This is a genomic window from Granulibacter bethesdensis CGDNIH1, from assembly GCF_000014285.2.
Taxonomy (GTDB): Bacteria; Pseudomonadota; Alphaproteobacteria; order Acetobacterales; family Acetobacteraceae; genus Granulibacter; species Granulibacter bethesdensis.
In genome coordinates, this window is record NC_008343.2 from 43,180 (window position 1) to 61,143 (window position 17,964).

Below are 17,964 nucleotides of genomic sequence, written 5' to 3' on the forward strand. Positions count from 1 at the left end.
ATCCTGACGGAGTAACCATCATGGCGATGGGTGTGGGCGATCTGGAGACCGCAGGCGGCGATGATCTGGCCGAGGCGCATGAAATCAATGTGACGCCCTTTATTGATGTGATGCTGGTGCTGCTGATCATTTTCATGGTCGCGGCCCCGCTGGCGACGGTGGATGTGGCGGTTGATCTTCCATCCTCGACCTCCAAAATCCAGAAGCGACCGGAAAAGCCGGTTTTTGTCAGCCTGAAGGCAGACAAGACCCTGGCCGTGGGTGAGGAAGCGGTGCCTGAAGCCATGCTGGGTCAGGCGGTTGCACAGATGACGCACGGTGATAAGGAACAGAGGATTTTTCTTCGCGCCGATAAGACGGTGCCTTATGAGGCGCTGATGAAGGTGATGGATTCCCTGCGGGCAGCGGGATACCTGAAAATCGGTCTGGTGACTCTGGATGCGGCGGTGAACTGATGGTGTCTGCCGCAACACCTGACCGGACTGTACAGACCATCCGTCCGGTCGTCCCGCAGCCCCTATTCCCCGGCCTGGCCGGGTTGACCCTTGGTCCGAGCGGCTTGCCGGAGTCCGGAACCCGTGCGCTGCTGCGCTATTCGGGGGCCTGTCTGGTGATTTTGGGGCTGCATGCGGCCTTGTTCGCCTATGTCAGCCAGCTTCATCCTGTGCCGATCGGCGACAGCAATGATTCTCCTCCGGCGGTCATGATTGATCTGCCTCCTGCTGCACCCACGCCATCGGCCCCCCCTCCTGACGATATGACCCGCCCTCAACTGCCGCCGCAGCCAGAGGTGCAGCCGCTTCAGGAAACCCAAAAACTCCCCGAAATTCCCCCTTCTCCGGCACCCTCGCCGGAAGCGGTGTTGCCGCCTCCGCCTAAAGCCCCGCCGGTTCCGCAGCATCCAAAACTGAAGCCGGTGCAGCCGCCAAAGCCAAAGCCGGTTCAGAAACCGGCTGAGCATGTCGAAGAAAACCCCAGGGATGCTCCGCCTGCTCCGGCGGCACCGCCCTCTCCGGATGCTGCGCAGGCTGCTTCAGCCGCGCGTCAGGCACAGGCGTCATGGTACGGAAGGGTGGCCGGGCATCTGCTGCGCTTCAAGCGGTACCCCCGTATGGCCGAGCTTCGGCATGAGGAAGGCGTGGTCAAGGTCCGCTTTTCTGTGGATGAGGCTGGCCATGTGACGGGCTTTACCATCCTGACCTCTTCCGGCCATGAACTGCTGGATGAGGGTGCGCGGGAATGGATCGACCGTGCACAGCCGCTGCCGCCGCCGCCGCAGGAGATAAGCCATGGTCGCCCGATGGTGCTCAGTGTTCCACTCAGCTTTACGATTGCTGATCGCTGATCATCTTCGTCGGTGATGAATGCAGCAAAGGCCGCCATTCCGGGCGGCCTTTGCTTTTTGGGGCTGTCCAGAGAGGTGCATCATCCTGTGTCCGCCTCAAAAGTAATATCGCAAATAAGAATTACTTGCAATTAAACCATCGAATCGTCTACCACCGGGAAAGAGGGACGGACCAGCCGGCCGTCCCCCCGATCGGGCGGTTTCTTCCAACCCCTGCGGTAACGGGCGGAGCGGTGGATATGGATCATGGTTTTGCAGAAGGATGGTTTCCTGCCCCCTCACTGGCTTTGGGGTCGCAGGAAAGAAGCATTCTGACGGCCTTGCGTATGGCGATCAGGGCGGTGGGTGATATCGGGTTTGCGATGGGCGATCCACCCTCCACGCTTGGATCGCAGACGCAGGAGAACACGCTGTATGTGCGGGGAATCCTGTCCGGACTGGCGGATATCAACTGTGCCCTGCAACAGACCGGTTATCGCGGCTGGCAGATGGAACCTCCCGGATCGCTGGGAATGACGCGCGATGAGCGTCGATTTCTGCGGGCGGTGAAAGTGGCCGGGACCGGGGACAGGCGGCTGCTGGATAATTACCTGTTCAAGCTGGCCCTGGACCGGACATTGCGGATGAAACTGGCGCTGATCATCCAAAGCATTGCAGCCTGGGGACAAGGCATGCCGGATGGATCGTCACAGACCGCATCAAGCCCCGGCACGGCTGCTTCCCACCCAACCTGTCCAAATCTGCCCATTCCCAACCCAACCCGGAGTCACGGAATTCTTCCGGCCCCTGCGCTGGCGGCGCTGCGGGCACGGGGATGTTCGCCGGATGATCTCATCATTGACTGGATCAGTGAACAAGCGTGAAAGGACTTAGGCTCATGCGGCCTGACAAACAGGATGAACAGGCCGTCGAGGCTGGGGCGGAGGAGCATTCGCCAGGACCCGGTAAGGGCGGGCAGGTCTGCGGTCGGCTGGCACAGATGGACCCCGCGCTCAGGGCCGGTCACGAATTGCCGATGGTCGAACACGCCCTGTTATGGACCATGCGCGCCTGGGCCATTGGCGTCTCACGCCGGGTCGATACCTCTGCGGCGATTCAGGAGGTTTATCAGCGGCTCGGAATCCCGGCGGCGGCGGTATATCTGGATGGTTTCATGTGGGCGCTGTGCCGTGGCGCCAGCCGTCAGCTTGATGTCAACTGCGTCTGTCAGACCGTTGTCAGTCAGGATGAGGCGCTGCTGCTGGACGTACTGGCGCTGGCACAGGAACAGCGGTACGAGGCCATGACCGTGCTGTCCGGCATGACGAAACCGGAGGCGGCTATAGCCGGATGTGAGAATGCCGGGCAGCTGATGCATTTGCTCAATACGGCCGGGCATGTGATGTCCCGCGCCAGTGCGGCCCTGCGGCGGCATGCGTTTGGAACAATGGAGGAAGGCATGTCTACCGCCCTGCATTGAGGGCCTGCATTGAGGGGTGGAAAGGCGACAGCCACCGAAAAGGCCGTCGAACCCATGTTCGGCGGCCTTTTATGTGTTCTCGGCCACAGGTGCAGAGGGACTGTCAGGCTTCCCGGTAAGACAGCAGCATTAACCCGATCAGGACGAAGCAGACCGGCCAGATCCATCCGGCAATCCTGGCGGTTCGGCCATCGGCCCTGATCTCCAGCCAGCGAGACCATCCTGCCAGCACCCCTGTCAGGGCCAGCGGAGTATGGGTCAGCTCGATCAGCAGCTGTTCCTTGACATTGGCAATGGCGTGATTATGGGTCAGCAGTAATGCACTGCCGACTGCCGTCAGCAGTGGAAACACCAATGCAGCGCGGGAATGCTCCATCCCGCCAACCCTCACGCGCCATTCGAACAGGCCGAACACCACAATCAGGACCACGAACAGCCTGTGTTGCAGTACCTCCACATCGCGGAGGGAAGCGAAAAATCCTTCCTGCCCCAGCGGCCACACTTCAGGATCGGAACGCACCAGCAGAAATCCGGCCATCAGCAGGAAAATCAGCGGCCAGTGACGGGCCATCCGTAATCCTGCACGGTTGAGCAGGGCCAGCACGCCGATGGCCGCCACGAAAATACCGGCCCAGTGATGATTATATTCGCTCCAGGCGATATCGGCGGCATTACGCGGCGGCAGATCGCCGGAACCCGGTTCGAAAGCGAGTTGGGGATTGGTATGGGCTGTGGCGGCTTCCGTATCCAGCTGTTGCTGTTTTTCGATCAGGGCAAGCCGGTCATGATCCGGGGAGATCAGGCGTGGCCAGACCGGACGGTTGCGTTCGGCGATTTCATGCAGCGTTGCCCGATCCTGCGTCAGATCGATGGCGGGGGGCACGGAGGTCAGAGAGGCCGCGGCAAAAAACAACGTGAAGCCGATGCCTATTTCCGCTTCGGCAAACCGTTTCATACGGAGCACGGGCGTCGCAGGATCACGCTTCAGCCGCTCGGTGATTTTCAGATTGCCATAGCCAAGCGCCAGCAACATCAGCAGCATGACGATCTTGGCTCCGACCATGACACCATAGGCCGTGCCGTAAAATCCCTGCCATGAGCCGATATAATACCATGCCATGATGATGCCGGAGATGAGAATAAAAGCCACGCCCGCCATGGAAAGGCGCGAAAACCGGGGGCCGACGGCTTGCAATGCGCTCACATCGCTGATGCGGGCGAGCGCGGCTACAAAGCACGGGATGCCCCCTACCCAGATTGCGGCCCCTAACTGATGCAATCCTTCAATAACCAGCAGCAGGATGCTGTTATCGATCCGTGCCGCGGCATGGGTGGTCATGGTGGCGGCCCCAAGTTCGACGGCACCCGCCAGCAGCAATGGCAACAGCGGTGCACGCAACTCTCCCCCTGCCAGCAGCACGGCTATGGTGAAAGCGGCAGCGATCTTGATCAGCCCCGATACGGCGAAACCGGCCCCCAGAATACCGCTGATCGGCAGATCAACGGTACTGGAAATGACGGAGATCTGAAGGCCGATGGCGGCGGTCTCCGTTACCATCAGGCCGAGCGCGGACCAGAAAGCGATCCGGGTGCTGTCCCGGATGACATCAGGCCCGACGGTTCCCATCCGTGAAGACAGTGGGCGGGCCAGCAGAGCCAGAAACAGAATGGCCCCCAGCATCATCGATTGGGCGACGATGGTCAGCCCATGAATGATGACGCTGAGATAGCCGAAAACATCAACAAGAAGGGACACTGATATGGTCGCGGATAATCAGGGAGCGCTTTTTGAGACAGTCAGTGGCACATCACCGCGCGTGATATGGCCATCCACGGCCAGAACCTGCCAATGCAGCACATAGGCTCCGGGCTGATCGAGCACAGCGGTGACGTCGAGAATATCGGGCTGTCCGTCCGGTGCGATGGTCAGCACGGTCTTGTGTTTGTCCGGGCTTGAAAGTGAAATACGCGAGCGCTTCTTGTCGAGCCGGCTGTTGAAATGAAGTTTGATAGCCTGGCTGCCAGGCTGAACGGTGCTGCTGGCGGCGGGCGTGCTGTCGAGCAGGATGGCATGGGCTGAAGCGGTTTGCGGCATCAGGGCGGCCAGAGCAGCCAGCATGATCGCGAAAAAGGCAGCGCAGGTCGAGCGGAATACGGTCAAGTCAGACTCTCCGATAAGATTCAATGCCCGGCAAATGAACAAAGAGCGTGCTGCCGGCGTGACGGGACTGCTATCCGCCCGGGAGCAGAGAGAGAGCCGGCGGACAAGGGGTTTAAAGAGGTGCACCGCTGCTGTCGATCACCACCATATATTTGCCGGCGATGGGGGTCGGGGTCCGGTCCGGGCGGAGCAGGGCGCGGAAACTGATGTCATAGGCTGCGGTCTGTTCATAATCGGCATCCAGCAAGCCGTGCCGATCCAGAAACAGGTTGAGCGCGGCGGGCAGCCTGACGCATCCTTGTGAAGCCTGCCGTCCGATCCGGCTTTCCAGTACTGCGGGGTCGGTGGCATGCATCAGCAACCGGATATCGCCCCTTTCGCCATCGGCCCGCCAGCCTTTGCGGGCATTCTGCCAGCCGAAATCCCATACCCGCATGCCTTTTACCCCCAGACCGCGGATATGGTTTTCATTATACGTACCTTGTGCCCGGTAATCCAGAATGCCTGTGCTGTGGGGGAAAACGCCGATCGGGGTCAGATAATGGTCTTTGCGTCCCGGCTGGCCAGTCGAAACATGGGCCTTTCCCAGAATCATCCAGCCGGCAGGATCTCCGCCATCCGCCAGAACGGGCAGCAGATATTGCATACGCGGTGCACGATCGACCACGATCAGAAGCTGTTCCCGGTCCAGTACGATCCCTGCTTGCTTGATGGCTGAGGCTGTGAGGGCGATCCAGCGGCTTTTTTCTTCCGGCGTGATGGAAAGACTGGTCCGTGGAACTTCCCGCTGCATGGCGTGACGCAGGAGAATAGCTTCCGCCATGGCTTCCGGCTTGCCGAGGCTGGGGAGGGATGGAATCAGCGGGATTGTCTGAATCTCGGACGGAGTCGTCTGAAGGGACGGCACCGGTGCTGCCGCCGCCGTCAGTGTTTCGGCCCCTTGGGCATCCATCACCGAAAAGATCGGGAGCAAAGCGGCGCACATGACCATCCCACGCCGAAAGGCCGCACCTGAAAGAATACAGACTCTCCCTTCACCTGATATGGAAAGGGATCGAACGGAAAAACGGACCATGGATCGCATCCGGATAAATGAGGACGCCGCGAAGCGATTGAGCGACTCTATCCTCAAACATCGTCGGGGGAACGAAGTTTGTGCGTCAGCCACGTAAATGTGTGGTGTCTTTGGCCGGTATCGCGCAAGAAAATAACCAGGAAATCATCTTCGGCATTCTCCCCCGCAATATTATAAGCAAAACCGGGGTTGTTTTGTTCGTTCGGTTACGTTAAATGGCTTCAGAACGTACGATCATTGCATTAAACTGATAGAAAAATGCAATGACACGGGCAGAGGGGAGCCAGATGTCTACGGAAGCGAACAAGCCGCGCGGCAATCAGCATCAGGAAGCAAAAAGCGACGCCGAGATCGCGCAGGCTGCATTTATGCGCCCGATTGTCGATGTTGCGGCAGAAAAGCTGGGCATTGCCGCTGAGCATTTGGCTCCGTATGGCCACTACAAGGCCAAAATTGATTTGAATTATCTATCGTCGCTGGACAGCCGTCCGGATGGTAAGCTGGTTCTGGTGACCGCAATCAGCCCCACCCCGGCGGGTGAAGGCAAAACCACGACGACAGTGGGCCTGACCGATGCGCTGAACCATATCGGCAAGAAGGCGGTTGCCTGTCTGCGTGAGCCTTCGCTGGGTCCGTGTTTCGGTGTGAAGGGTGGCGCTGCCGGCGGCGGATACGCCCAGGTGGTGCCGATGGAAGATATCAACCTGCATTTCACAGGTGATTTCCACGCGATCGGCGCAGCCAACAACCTGCTGGCAGCTCTGATCGATAACCATGTCTACTGGGGTAACGAACTGGGCATCGACCCGCGTCGCATTGGCTGGCGCCGTGCGGTGGACATGAATGACCGTGCCCTGCGCTCCATCGTGTCCTCGCTGGGGGGCGTCTCCAACGGCTATCCGCGTGAGGATGGCTTCGACATCACCGTGGCCTCCGAAGTGATGGCGATTTTCTGCCTCGCCACGGATCTGGATGATTTGCAGCGCCGTCTGGGCAACATCATCGTCGGTCACACCAAGGACCGTAAGCCGATCCGCGCCAGTGAGCTGAGCGCCGCCGGGTCCATGGCCGTGCTCTTGAAAGATGCGATTGCGCCGAATCTGGTGCAGACGCTGGAACATAATCCGGCCTTCATCCATGGCGGCCCGTTCGCCAATATCGCCCATGGCTGCAACAGCGTGATCGCGACCCGCGCCGCGTTGAAGCTGTCCGATTATGTGGTGACGGAAGCAGGCTTCGGTGCTGATCTGGGGGCCGAGAAGTTCTTCGACATCAAGTGCCGCAAGGCTGGCCTCTCCCCGTCTGCCGTGGTGATCGTGGCAACGGTGCGCGCCCTGAAGATGCATGGCGGCGTAGCCAAGGATGCGCTGAAGACCGAAAATGTCGAAGCCGTGCAGAAGGGTTTCGCCAATCTGGAACGCCATATCCAGAACGTCCGCAAGTTCGGCGTGCCGGTTGTGGTCGGCGTGAACAAGTTCAGTGCCGATACGGATGCCGAATTCCAGATGCTGCATGATCTGTGCGCGAAAATGGGCGTCCCTTGCGTCAGCTCCGACCATTGGGCCAATGGCGGCGCGGGTGCCGCCGATCTGGCGCATGAGGTGGTCAAGCTGGTGGAAGGTGGCTCCGCCGATTTCAAGCCGCTGTATCCGGAGGATATGCCCCTCTGGGACAAGCTGCGTACGATTGCTACCGAGATCTACGGCGCGTCCGATATCACAGCCGATGCGGCCGTGCGCAAGCGGTTCGACGAACTGCAAAAAGAAGGATTCGGTCATCTGCCGATCTGTGTCGCCAAGACTCAGTACAGCTTCAGCACCGATGCGAATTTGCGTGGTGCGCCATCCGGGCACGTCATTCCCGTGCGTGATCTGCGACTGTCTGCGGGCGCCGAATTCGTCGTCGCGATCTGCGGCGATATCATGACCATGCCGGGTCTGCCGAAAGTGCCTGCCGCCAACGCGATCCGTCTGGCATCGAATGGTACTATCGCCGGATTGTTCTAAGGCACTTGCCGGGTTTTCTGCTCACCGTAATGTGCGCGTCGCAAACGATGGTCTGCTTGCGATGCGGATCAATATCCTGAGGGAGTTTTCTATGACGGGTCGTCATTTTCTGCACGTGCCGGGTCCCACCAACATTCCGGATCGCGTCCTGCGTGCGATGCATGTTCCCAGCGAGGATCATCGCAACCCGACCTTCCCGAACCTGACCCTGCCGCTGTTCAAGCAGCTGAAGCGTCTGGTCCGCACCGAGACCGGTCAGGCTTTCATCTTCCCGTCTTCCGGCACGGGCGCCTGGGAAGCGGTGATGACCAACACCCTGTCCAGCGGTGACAAGGTTCTGGCCTCCCGCTTCGGCCAGTTCAGCCATCTGTGGATCGACCTGGCCAAGCGCCATGGTCTGGACGTGATCGTTCAGGAAGAAGAATGGGGCACGGGCGCTTCTCCGGAGCACATCCAGGCCGAGCTGGAAAAAGACACCGCGCATCAGATCAAGGCGGTGATGGTGGTTCAGAACGAAACCGCCACCGGTGTTACCAGTGACGTGGCCGCTGTCCGCAAGGCGATCGACGCCGCGAAGCATCCGGCGCTGCTGTTCGTTGATGGCGTCAGCTCCATCGGCTCCATCGATTTCCGCATGGACGACTGGAAGGTCGACGCGATCATCACCGGCTCCCAGAAGGGCCTGATGCTGCCTGCCGGTCTCGGTATTGCTGTCGTCAGCCAGAAGGCGCTGGAAGCGCAGAAGGCCGCCCGCGCCAACAACCCGCTGCGCCGCGTGTATTTCGACTTCGAAGATCAGTCGAAGGCGAATGAAACCGGCTATTTCCCTTACACTCCGGCTCTGCCGCTGCTGTACGGGCTGCGTGAAGCGCTGCAGATCATCCTCGACGAGGAAGGTCTGGATAACGTCATCGCTCGTCACCACTACCTGGCTCAGGGCGTGCGCGAAGCGGTGAAGGCGTGGGGCCTGACGCTCTGTGCGAAGGACCAGAAATGGTACAGCGACACCGTCAGCGCCATCCTGGTTCCGGAAGGCTTCAACGGCGCCGATGTGATCTCCCGCGCGTTCAAGCGCTATAACCTCGCTCTGGGCGCCGGTCTGTCACAGGTTGCCGGCAAGCTGTTCCGTATCGGCCATCTGGGCGACCTGAACGAGCTGATGTGCCTGGGTGCCATCACCGGTGCCGAAATGGCGATGCGCGATATCGGCATCGACGTGAAGCCGGGCAGCGGTGCCGCTGCTGCTGAAGAATACTACCGCACGAACGGCAAGTAATTGCCGCATGATGGGGGACGCCTGAATGCGTCCTCCATCATAAAGGCCGGGGCGGTCCTTCGGGGCCGCTGTCCGGATACGGAGGAAAGTCTCCGGTTTTTCCCTTCGATGCCAGGATTGCGTCCATGACTCAGAAGATCGTTTTTCTCGATCGTGAAACACTTGGTGCCACGATGCGCAAACCCGTTTTTGCGCATGAATATGTCGAATACGACGTAACCGGCCCCGACCAGGTGGTGGAGCGGTTGAAGGACGCAACCATCGTCATCACCAACAAGGTGCCGCTGCGCGCCGATACGCTGGCTCAGCTTCCCAATCTGAAGCTGATTGCGGTCGCGGCGACGGGTACCGATGTCATTGACAAGGTGGCTGCCAAAAAGCAGGGCATCGTTGTCTCCAATATTCGCGGCTATGCGTTCAACACTGTTCCGGAACATGTCGTTGCGCTGATGTTCGCGCTGCGCCGCAACCTGCTGGCCTATGCCGTGGATGTGCAGAACGGCGTGTGGAACAAGGCCCGCCAGTTTTGCTTTTTCCCGCATCCGATCCGCGATATTGCCGGCTCCACCATGGGCATTATCGGCTATGGTGCGCTGGGCAAGTCGATTGCCGAACGGGCACGTGCGCTGGGAATGAAGGTCATTGCCTATGATGCGTTCCCGCAGGAAGGGCTGGTGGATTTCGAAACCATCCTGCGCGACAGTGACGTGATCACGATTCACGCCCCGCTGACCGATGAGACGCGCAATATGTTCGGCGCGGCTGAATTCAGGAAGATGAAGAACAGCGCGATCCTGATCAACACTGCGCGCGGCGGTCTGGTGGACGAAGCCGCTCTGGCGCAGGCGCTGAAAGATGGCGAAATCGCCGGTGCAGGTTTCGACGTGCTGACGCAGGAGCCGCCGGTGAACGGCAACGTGCTGCTGGATCCCACCATCCCCAACCTGATCGTGACCCCGCATGTCGCCTGGGCGAGCACCGAGGCGATGCAGATTCTGGCCGATCAGCTGGTAGACAATATCGAGGCTTTTGTCTCCGGCAAGCCTGCCAACGTAGTCGAGTAAGATCGTCTTTCACATCAGGACTGTCTCAGGCGGAGAGGAAACGAAACTATGACAGCGAAATTGCTGTATCAGTTTGATACGGACTGGACCCCGAGCGTTTTCGACAGCGTTGTTGCGTATGATGGCGGTGCGGATCATGTGATCGGCCATGCCAATGTGACGCCGGAGAATGTCGGTGCTCTGGTCGATGGTGCGATCTTTACGCGCGGCCCGAAGGAAAAGCGTTTCACCGCATTGTGGATCGGCGGTGGCAGCATGGAGGCCGGTGAGGCTGTGCTGAGCGCGGTGAAGAAGAAATTCTTCGGTAATTTCCGCGTCTCCGTGATGCTGGACAGCAATGGCTCCAACACCACCGCTGCGGCGGGTGTGGCGTTGCTGGCCAAGGCGGCTCCGCTGAAGGGCAAGAAGGCGATCGTGCTGGCCGGAACAGGGCCGGTGGGCATGCGCGCTGCCGGTTTGATGGCGCTCGAAGGGGCCGATGTCACCATCACCGGTCGCCAGAAGGACCGCACTGAAAAAGCCGCTGCTGCGATCAGCAAGCGTTTCGGCGTTGAGGTGAAGGCGGTCGAGGCCGCTGATGCCGCTGCGCGTGAAGCCGTTATTCAGGGGCAGCAGGTAGTCTATGCCGCCGGTGCGATCGGGTTCGAATTGCTGTCCGAAGAGGCCTGGAAAAAGACCTCCTCTGTCGAGCTGCTGGCCGATGTGAATGCACAGCCTCCGCTGGGTATTGGCGGGGTTGGTGTCATGGACAAGGGCAAGGAATACGAAGGCGGCACCGGCACCGTGAAGGGCTTTGGTGCGCTGGGTATCGGCGGTCTGAAGCTGAAGCTGCATCGCGCCTGCATCGCCCAGCTCTTCGAGAAGGACGATCAGGTTCTGGACGCGGAGGGCATCTACGCCCTGGCGAAGGAAATGGCGTGATGACCGCAGGCGTCTCGTTCAAGGACGAAAGCGTCGAGGCTTTCCTCGAACAGCTGGCGAGCAAGGCTTCCACCCCCGGTGGTGGAAGCGCCGCTGCGGTGATGGGGGCCATCGGTGCGGCCCTGTCCAGCATGGTCTGCAACCTGACCATCGGTAAAAAGAAATATGCCGAGGTTGAGGAAGAGCTGAAGGGCGTTCTGGCGCAGGCCGATGCGCTGCGTCTGAAGCTGATTGCGGCGATTGAAGAAGACGTGCAGGCTTTCGATGCGGTCATGGGCGCCTATGGCATGCCCAAGACCACGGAAGAGGAACAGGCTGCCCGCAAGCAAGCGATCCAGAAGGCCCTGCATCTGGCTACGGATGCGCCGCTGGACTGCGCGCGCCTCTGCCGTGATGCCATTGATCTGGCGGAGATCGTCAGCCGTAAGGGGAATGCCGCTGTCATCAGCGATGGCGGTGTGGCTGTTTTGGCCGCTCATGCCGGTCTGCGTAGTTCCGCCCTGAATGTCTATGTCAATGCCAAGGCCATCGAAGACCGGGCATTTGCGGAAAGCCGTCTGCAGGAGCTTCAGGAGATTCTGGGCAGTGCGGGCGAAAAGACGGAAGCGACTTACGAGCTGGTGAGATCGCAGCTCGTCTGAGTGATACTCCGGGTCCGAAGCGGCTATACGGCATGTTTCCGACCCGATCCTGTCTGGCGCTTACCTGAGGGGGGGAAGGCGCGCATCAACGCGAAGGGAGAGACGTAGATGGACGTCCATGAGTACCAGGCAAAAGAATTGCTTGCGAGCGCCGGTGTGGCCGTGCCCCGCGGTGCAATCGCTTTCAGCGCTGATCAGGCCGTGTATGCCGCGACCGAACTGGGTGGCTGGCACTGGGCGGTGAAAGCCCAGATTCATGCCGGTGCGCGCGGCAAGGCCGGCGGCATCAAGCTGTGCAAGACGTATCATGAAGTGCGCGAGGCTGCTGCCGGTATGCTCGGCAAGCGTCTGGTCACGCATCAGACCGGTCCGGAAGGCAAGCCTGTCCAGCGCGTGTATGTCGAGGTCGCCGATCCCTTCGAGAAAGAATTCTATCTGGGCTTTGTGCTGGATCGTAAGCTGGAGCGCGTGCGTGTGATCGCCTCCGCCGAGGGCGGCATGGAGATCGAGGAAATCGCTTCCAAGCATCCGGAAAAGCTGATCCAGGTGATCGTGGAGCCGGCGGTTGGTCTTCAGCAGTTCCAGGCCCGCCAGATCGCCTTCAAGCTGGGCCTGTCCAGCCGTCAGGTACAGCGTGCGGTGACCAGCATCATGGGCGCTTATCGCGCATTCCGCGATCACGACGCGACCATGCTGGAAATCAATCCTCTGGTTCTGACCAAGGATGACCGTATTCTGGCGCTCGATGCGAAGATGAGCTTCGACGACAACGCCTTGTTCCGTCGCAACAACGTCGCCAACATGCATGACCCCTCTCAGGACGATCCGCGTGAGGCGCAGGCTGCCGAGCACAACCTCAACTATGTGGGTCTGGAAGGCGATATCGGCTGCGTGGTGAATGGCGCCGGCCTGGCGATGGCGACCATGGACGTCATCAAATATGCGGGTGGTGAGCCTGCCAACTTCCTCGATGTCGGCGGCGGGGCAAGCCCCGAGCGTACCGCGACGGCGTTCCGTCTGGTGCTGTCCGACAAGAACGTGAAGGTTGTTCTGGTCAACATCTTCGCCGGCATCAACCGCTGCGACTGGATCGCGGAAGGCGTGGTGCACGCGGTGAAAGAAGTCGATCTGAAGCTTCCGCTGGTGGTGCGTCTGGCAGGCACCAATGTGGAGGAAGGCCGCCGTATTCTGAAAGAAAGCGGCATTTCCGTCATCATGGCCGAAAGCCTGACCGAAGCGGCCGAAAAGGCCGTCGAGGCCGCGAAGGCCGCGGCGTAAGGGGAGGCAGGACCAATGAGCATTCTGATCAATAAGCAGACCAAGATCATCATTCAGGGCTTCACCGGCGACAAGGGCACGTTCCACGGTCGCGAGATGATCGATTACGGCACCAATGTCGTCGGTGGCGTGACGCCCGGTAAAGGCGGCCAGACCCATCTGGGTCGTCCCGTGTTCAACACGGTCGAGGACGCGGTGCGTGAAACCGGTGCCCAGGCGTCGATCACCTTTGTGGCACCTGCCTTTTGCGCCGATGCGATCATGGAAGGCGCCGATGCGGGGCTGGAGCTGATCTGCACCATCACGGACGGTATTCCGGCGCAGGATATGATGCGCGTGAAGCGTTATCTGCGCCGCTACCAGAAGGATCGTCGCACGCGTCTGGTGGGGCCGAACTGCGCGGGCATCATCAGCCCGGGCCAGGCCATGCTGGGCATCATGCCGGGCCATATCTACAAGGAAGGCCATGTCGGCATTGTTTCCCGCTCAGGCACGCTCGGCTATGAAGCCGCCGCGCAGCTGAAGGAGCTGGGCATCGGTGTGTCCACCAGTGTGGGTATCGGTGGTGACCCGATCAATGGTTCTTCCTTCCTTGATCACCTTCAGCTGTTCGAAGCCGACCCCGAGACTCATGCCGTGCTGATGATCGGCGAGATCGGTGGCCCGCAGGAAGCCGAAGCGGCGAAGTGGATCAGCGAGAACATGTCGAAGCCGGTGGTTGGCTACGTTGCCGGCCTGACCGCTCCGAAGGGGCGTCGTATGGGCCATGCCGGTGCGATCATCTCTGGCGAAGGCGACAGCGCCGCCGAAAAGAGCGAGATCATGCGCTCCTACGGTCTGACGGTTGCTCCCAGCCCGGGTGAACTCGGCTCGACCGTTGCCGCGGTGCTGGCTGGGCGTCAGGCAGCCTGATCCGGCATGACGAACATGCAGCGGTCTGACATCATGACAGGCACTTCCCGGCCGGATGTTTCGGCAGCCGGCCGGGGAACGGCTTGTCTTCTGCGAGATCTGCTGCTGGAAGTGGCGGCACGTCATCATCCCGATATCGTGCCGGCTTTGACGGGGGAGGGGCGCTGGTCCCTCTCCACCATGACACCGCAGGCGCTCGGCAGGGCGTTGCAGGCGCAGGGCATCTGGTTTCAGCTTCTGTCGATTGCCGAGCAGAAAGAAGCCATGCGTCAGCGCCGGGCGGTGGAAAAACAGGGCAGCCGCGCCGATGTGCGCGGTACCTTCGATGCCGTGCTGGCGGAAGCGAAAGCCGCTGGTATTTCGGCTGATACTCTGTCCGATACGCTGGCCGGTTTGCGCATCCGGCCGGTGGTAACCGCACACCCGACCGAGGCCAAGCGTGTGACGGTGCTGGAAAAGCACCGCGAGATTTATCTGCTGTTGCTGGAACTCGACAACCCGCGCTGGACCGAGCGGGAGCATGCGCGTCTGGTACGCCGTCTGCGCGATCAGATCGAATTGCTCTGGCTGACCGGTGAGCTGCGACTGGAGAAGGTCTCCGTGCAGCAGGAGGTCCATTGGGGTCTCCATTTTTTCCGCGAAAGCCTGTTCGAGATCGTGCCGCAGGTGGCGGCATCGCTCGAAGAAGCCGTGGCTGCGCAATATCCGGATGCTCCTGCCCCCTCTCCGCGTCGCGATGCGGGAGGCTTCCTTCAATTCGGTTCCTGGGTTGGCGGCGATCGCGATGGCAATCCTTATGTGACGAATGACGTCACGCGTTGGACCCTGCGGGAAAATGCGCAGGCCAGTCTGGAGCATTATCGCAAACAGATTGCCCGCCTCATCAAATCCCTGTCGGTGACCGAACATGCGCTGACCATTCCGCAATGGTTCCTGGCGCTGGTGCGGGAGCGGGTGGAGGCGATGACGGATGCTCCCTCTCTGGCGCAGCGTAATCCGGGCGAGCCGTTTCGTCAGTTCCTGACCGTGATGGATGTGCGGCTTGAAGACACATTGCGTCTTCAGACGGGGGGCGATGCGGACTTTGGCGCCACGTCTCATGCCTATCCCAGCGCTGATGCGCTGATCGACGATCTCCGCGCTATGGAAAAGGCGCTGGAAGACGCAGGCAGCCCCGAAATCGCCGCCGATCTGATCCGGCCGTTACGGTGCAGTGCCGAGATCTTCCGTTTCAGTACGGTACGGCTGGATCTGCGGCAGAACTCCACGCGCCTGACCAATGCGTTGCATGCCTATTGGCGCGACGTGACCGGGCAGGGACTACAAAGCGAGCCGCCCTCAGATGACAGTGCTGAATGGGAAGAATTCCTGCTGGATGCTCTTCAGCAACCCCGCCTGGCCCGCCTGACCCCGCAGGACTGGCCGGAAGATGCGCGCGAGGTGCTGGAGATGTTTCAGCTGGTCGCCGAAATGCGTGGCAGGCTGGATCGGGAGGCATTCGGCAGCTTTATTCTGTCCATGACCCGTTCGGTGGCCGATATTCTCGGTGCCTATGTGATGGCGAAACAGGCTGGCCTGTTCCTCGATTCCGTCGGTATGGAGCTGTGTGAACTGCCGATCGTGCCGCTGTTCGAGACGATCGACGATCTGCGTGCCGCACCGCTGATCATGCGCCGCCTGCTGAATATTCCGGTGATCCGGCGCTCGGCCCGTCGGCAGGGCAATGTGCAGGAAGTCATGATCGGCTACTCTGACAGTAACAAGGATGGTGGTTTCATCTCCGCCAACTGGGAGCTGTTCCGTGCGCAATCCCGTCTGGCACAGGTCGGGCAGGATGCGGGCATTGCCATCGCGTTCTTCCATGGCCGTGGCGGCAGCGTCAGCCGTGGTGGCGCACCGACCCGTCGGGCTATTGCCGCCCAGCCGCCCGGCTCTATCCGCGGACGTTTCCGCGTGACGGAACAGGGTGAGGTGGTCAGCGCCAAATATGCCAATAAGGGCACGGCTTCCTATCAGGCGGAACTGCTGGCGGCGAGTGTGCTGGATCATGCTTTGCGCAGTGAAAGACTGGCTGATTCCATTGCCTCTGTCCGTCCTGAATATGAAGATGCGATGGAGGCTCTGTCAGGGGCTGCCAATGCGGCCTATCGCAGTCTGATCGGCAATCCGCACATGGTCGGGTATTTCCAGTCGGCCAGCCCGCTGGAAGAATTCGCCTTGCTGAATATCGGCAGTCGTCCAGCGCGTCGTTTCGGTGCGCGTTCGCTGTCCGATCTGCGGGCCATTCCTTTTGTGTTCGCCTGGACGCAGAACCGCCATCTGATCACCAGCTGGTATGGTGTCGGCAGCGCCATCTCCACTTTCCTTGATGTGCGGGGTGAGCGCGGCGAAGAGGTGCTGCGTCGCATGTTTGCGGATTATCCGCTGTTCCGCCTGATTGCGGATGAGGTGGAAAAGGCACTGTTGTTCGTCGACCTTGAGATTGCCCGTCTCTATGCCGGTCTGGTGCCGGAAGAGGAGGCGAGGCAGGCCATCCTGCCATTGGTCGAGGCTGAATATCAGCTGACCTGCGCCATGATCACCCGGATCAGCGGGGATGCGCAGGTGGGCGAGCGGTTCCACCGTTATCGCACCCGCCTGACCGAGCGCCTGCCGGTGATCAATGCTGCCAATCGGGAGCAGGTGGAGCTGCTGCGGCGCTTCCGGGATGCCCCGGATGATGCGGTGAAATCGGCTCTGCTGCTATCCATCAATTGTATTGCTGGCGGCTTCGGTACCACGGGCTGAACCCGTCGCTTATTGTCCAAAAAAGGGGAGGAAGCCATGAGCTTCACGCTGGTCGAACAAGCAACGCCGCGCCTGCATCGCTCTGAACTGGCGGTGCCGGGTTCCAACACAGCCCTGTTCGAGAAATCGGCCCGCTCCGCCGCTGACATCATCTTCCTCGATTGCGAGGACGCGGTGGCGCCGGATGAGAAAGATCAGGCGCGCAAGAACATCATTCAGGCCCTGAACGAAATCGACTGGGGCAACAAGACCATGATGGTACGCATCAATGGTCTCGACACCCACTATATGTATCGCGATGTGGTCGATATCGTCGAAGCCTGCCCGCGTCTCGATATGATCCTGATCCCGAAGGTCGGCACGGCTGCCGATGTCTATGCCGTGGACATGCTGGTGACGCAGATCGAACAGGCCAAGAAGCGCGAAAAGAAGATCGGCTTCGAGGTTCTGATCGAAACCGCACTCGGCATGGCGAATGTGGAAGCTATCGCCCAGTCTTCGAAGCGTCTGGAAGCCATGAGCTTCGGCGTGGCCGACTATGCCGCCAGCACGCGCGCCCGCACCACCGTGATCGGCGGCGTCAATCCCGATTACGGCGTGCTGACTGATCGTGATGAGAGCGGTAATCGCGATTATTACTGGATGGATCAGTGGCATTTCGCACAGAGCCGCATGATGGTGGCCTGCCGTGCTTACGGTCTGCGCCCGATTGATGGCCCGTTCGGCGATTTCAACGATCCGGAAGGCTATCGCGCTGCTGCCCGTCGCGCCGCCGTGCTCGGTTATGAAGGCAAATGGGCGATCCACCCGAGCCAGATCGCACTGGCGAACGAGGTGTTTTCTCCGTCCGAAGCGGAAGTGACCAAGGCGCGCCGGATTCTGGAAGCCATGGAACAGGCCGCCAAGGAAGGTCGTGGCGCTGTATCACTGGATGGCCGTCTGATCGATATCGCGTCCATCCGTATGGCGGAAGCGCTGCTGGCCAAGGCCAACCAGATCTCCGGCTAATTATTGATCGCTGCTATCAAAGGAAATGGCC

General features: G+C 60.4%; 16 protein-coding genes. 13 read left to right on the forward strand and 3 right to left on the reverse strand.

Going from position 1 to position 17,964, the window contains the following annotated elements; genetic code table 11:
- Nucleotides 1–20 precede the first annotated feature (20 nt).
- The 4 genes from exbD to GBCGDNIH1_RS07165 all read left to right on the forward strand — a co-directional run bounded on the left by exbD (nt 21) and on the right by GBCGDNIH1_RS07165 (nt 2,804).
- The gene (gene exbD, locus GBCGDNIH1_RS06385) at nt 21–455 is read left to right on the forward strand and encodes a TonB system transport protein ExbD (protein WP_011630748.1); all 435 of its coding nucleotides are present in this window, start codon (nt 21–23) and stop codon (nt 453–455) included.
- A complete protein-coding gene (locus GBCGDNIH1_RS06800) occupies nt 455–1,345 on the forward strand; it encodes an energy transducer TonB (protein WP_011630749.1) in 891 nt (296 codons plus the stop codon). The genes exbD and GBCGDNIH1_RS06800 overlap by 1 nt, the downstream gene beginning before the upstream one ends.
- Nucleotides 1,346–1,584: 239 nt before the next feature.
- The gene (locus GBCGDNIH1_RS07040; RefSeq protein WP_025317954.1) at nt 1,585–2,208 is read left to right on the forward strand and encodes a hypothetical protein; all 624 of its coding nucleotides are present in this window, start codon (nt 1,585–1,587) and stop codon (nt 2,206–2,208) included.
- Nucleotides 2,209–2,222: 14 nt separating this feature from the next.
- Nucleotides 2,223–2,804, forward strand: coding sequence for a hypothetical protein (locus GBCGDNIH1_RS07165; RefSeq protein ID WP_025317955.1), 582 nt, complete (start codon nt 2,223–2,225; stop codon nt 2,802–2,804).
- A gap of 103 nt (nt 2,805–2,907) precedes the next feature.
- Here the strand turns inward: GBCGDNIH1_RS07165 and GBCGDNIH1_RS07170 are convergent, their stop codons facing one another.
- The 3 genes from GBCGDNIH1_RS07170 to GBCGDNIH1_RS07450 all read right to left on the reverse strand — a co-directional run bounded on the left by GBCGDNIH1_RS07170 (nt 2,908) and on the right by GBCGDNIH1_RS07450 (nt 5,950).
- A complete protein-coding gene (locus GBCGDNIH1_RS07170) occupies nt 2,908–4,560 on the reverse strand; it encodes a copper resistance D family protein (protein ID WP_011630752.1) in 1,653 nt (550 codons plus the stop codon).
- 18 nt (nt 4,561–4,578) lie between these two features.
- Nucleotides 4,579–4,965 (reverse strand): copper resistance CopC family protein, encoded by a 387-nt coding sequence (locus tag GBCGDNIH1_RS07295; protein WP_198353667.1) that lies wholly within the window; start codon nt 4,963–4,965, stop codon nt 4,579–4,581.
- A gap of 112 nt (nt 4,966–5,077) precedes the next feature.
- Complete coding sequence (locus GBCGDNIH1_RS07450; RefSeq protein ID WP_232449662.1) at nt 5,078–5,950, reverse strand: L,D-transpeptidase; 873 nt, start codon at nt 5,948–5,950, stop codon at nt 5,078–5,080.
- 377 nt (nt 5,951–6,327) lie between these two features.
- Here GBCGDNIH1_RS07450 and GBCGDNIH1_RS07610 point away from each other — a divergent pair, with 377 nt between their 5' ends.
- From GBCGDNIH1_RS07610 to GBCGDNIH1_RS08025, 9 genes are all read left to right on the forward strand, one after another.
- Entirely contained in the window at nt 6,328–8,046 is a 1,719-nt protein-coding gene (locus tag GBCGDNIH1_RS07610; protein ID WP_011630755.1) for a formate--tetrahydrofolate ligase, read from the forward strand.
- 91 nt (nt 8,047–8,137) lie between these two features.
- Nucleotides 8,138–9,322, forward strand: coding sequence for an aminotransferase class V-fold PLP-dependent enzyme (locus tag GBCGDNIH1_RS07755; protein ID WP_011630756.1), 1,185 nt, complete (start codon nt 8,138–8,140; stop codon nt 9,320–9,322).
- Between the two features lie 125 nt (nt 9,323–9,447).
- Entirely contained in the window at nt 9,448–10,386 is a 939-nt protein-coding gene (locus GBCGDNIH1_RS07800) for a D-2-hydroxyacid dehydrogenase (protein ID WP_011630757.1), read from the forward strand.
- A 48-nt stretch (nt 10,387–10,434) separates the two neighbouring features.
- Complete coding sequence (locus tag GBCGDNIH1_RS07875; RefSeq protein WP_011630758.1) at nt 10,435–11,307, forward strand: NADP-dependent methylenetetrahydromethanopterin/methylenetetrahydrofolate dehydrogenase; 873 nt, start codon at nt 10,435–10,437, stop codon at nt 11,305–11,307.
- Nucleotides 11,307–11,948: a methenyltetrahydrofolate cyclohydrolase gene (gene fchA, locus GBCGDNIH1_RS07905; RefSeq protein ID WP_025285641.1), complete on the forward strand. Its 642-nt coding sequence runs from the start codon at nt 11,307–11,309 to the stop codon at nt 11,946–11,948. The genes GBCGDNIH1_RS07875 and fchA overlap by 1 nt, the downstream gene beginning before the upstream one ends.
- 108 nt (nt 11,949–12,056) lie before the next feature.
- Nucleotides 12,057–13,226, forward strand: coding sequence for a malate--CoA ligase subunit beta (locus tag GBCGDNIH1_RS07910; RefSeq protein ID WP_011630760.1), 1,170 nt, complete (start codon nt 12,057–12,059; stop codon nt 13,224–13,226).
- A gap of 15 nt (nt 13,227–13,241) precedes the next feature.
- The gene (gene sucD, locus GBCGDNIH1_RS07950) at nt 13,242–14,138 is read left to right on the forward strand and encodes a succinate--CoA ligase subunit alpha (RefSeq protein ID WP_011630761.1); all 897 of its coding nucleotides are present in this window, start codon (nt 13,242–13,244) and stop codon (nt 14,136–14,138) included.
- Nucleotides 14,139–14,153: 15 nt separating this feature from the next.
- A complete protein-coding gene (locus GBCGDNIH1_RS07965) occupies nt 14,154–16,925 on the forward strand; it encodes a phosphoenolpyruvate carboxylase (RefSeq protein ID WP_198353669.1) in 2,772 nt (923 codons plus the stop codon).
- 36 nt (nt 16,926–16,961) lie between these two features.
- Entirely contained in the window at nt 16,962–17,933 is a 972-nt protein-coding gene (locus tag GBCGDNIH1_RS08025; RefSeq protein WP_025285643.1) for an HpcH/HpaI aldolase/citrate lyase family protein, read from the forward strand.
- Nucleotides 17,934–17,964 lie beyond the last annotated feature (31 nt).

Excerpts from the sequence above, each read along its gene's own strand:
- exbD (WP_011630748.1), top strand. The coding sequence starts at position 21 with ATGGCGATGGGTGTGGGCGATCTGGAGACCGCAGGCGGCGATGATCTG.
- GBCGDNIH1_RS06800 (WP_011630749.1), top strand. The coding sequence starts at position 455 with ATGGTGTCTGCCGCAACACCTGACCGGACTGTACAGACCATCCGTCCG.
- GBCGDNIH1_RS07040 (WP_025317954.1), top strand. The coding sequence starts at position 1,585 with ATGGATCATGGTTTTGCAGAAGGATGGTTTCCTGCCCCCTCACTGGCT.
- GBCGDNIH1_RS07165 (WP_025317955.1), top strand. The coding sequence starts at position 2,223 with ATGCGGCCTGACAAACAGGATGAACAGGCCGTCGAGGCTGGGGCGGAG.
- GBCGDNIH1_RS07450 (WP_232449662.1), bottom strand. The coding sequence starts at position 5,950 with ATGTGCGCCGCTTTGCTCCCGATCTTTTCGGTGATGGATGCCCAAGGG.
- GBCGDNIH1_RS07610 (WP_011630755.1), top strand. The coding sequence starts at position 6,328 with ATGTCTACGGAAGCGAACAAGCCGCGCGGCAATCAGCATCAGGAAGCA.
- GBCGDNIH1_RS07755 (WP_011630756.1), top strand. The coding sequence starts at position 8,138 with ATGACGGGTCGTCATTTTCTGCACGTGCCGGGTCCCACCAACATTCCG.
- GBCGDNIH1_RS07800 (WP_011630757.1), top strand. The coding sequence starts at position 9,448 with ATGACTCAGAAGATCGTTTTTCTCGATCGTGAAACACTTGGTGCCACG.
- GBCGDNIH1_RS07875 (WP_011630758.1), top strand. The coding sequence starts at position 10,435 with ATGACAGCGAAATTGCTGTATCAGTTTGATACGGACTGGACCCCGAGC.
- fchA (WP_025285641.1), top strand. The coding sequence starts at position 11,307 with ATGACCGCAGGCGTCTCGTTCAAGGACGAAAGCGTCGAGGCTTTCCTC.
- GBCGDNIH1_RS07910 (WP_011630760.1), top strand. The coding sequence starts at position 12,057 with ATGGACGTCCATGAGTACCAGGCAAAAGAATTGCTTGCGAGCGCCGGT.
- sucD (WP_011630761.1), top strand. The coding sequence starts at position 13,242 with ATGAGCATTCTGATCAATAAGCAGACCAAGATCATCATTCAGGGCTTC.
- GBCGDNIH1_RS07965 (WP_198353669.1), top strand. The coding sequence starts at position 14,154 with ATGCAGCGGTCTGACATCATGACAGGCACTTCCCGGCCGGATGTTTCG.
- GBCGDNIH1_RS08025 (WP_025285643.1), top strand. The coding sequence starts at position 16,962 with ATGAGCTTCACGCTGGTCGAACAAGCAACGCCGCGCCTGCATCGCTCT.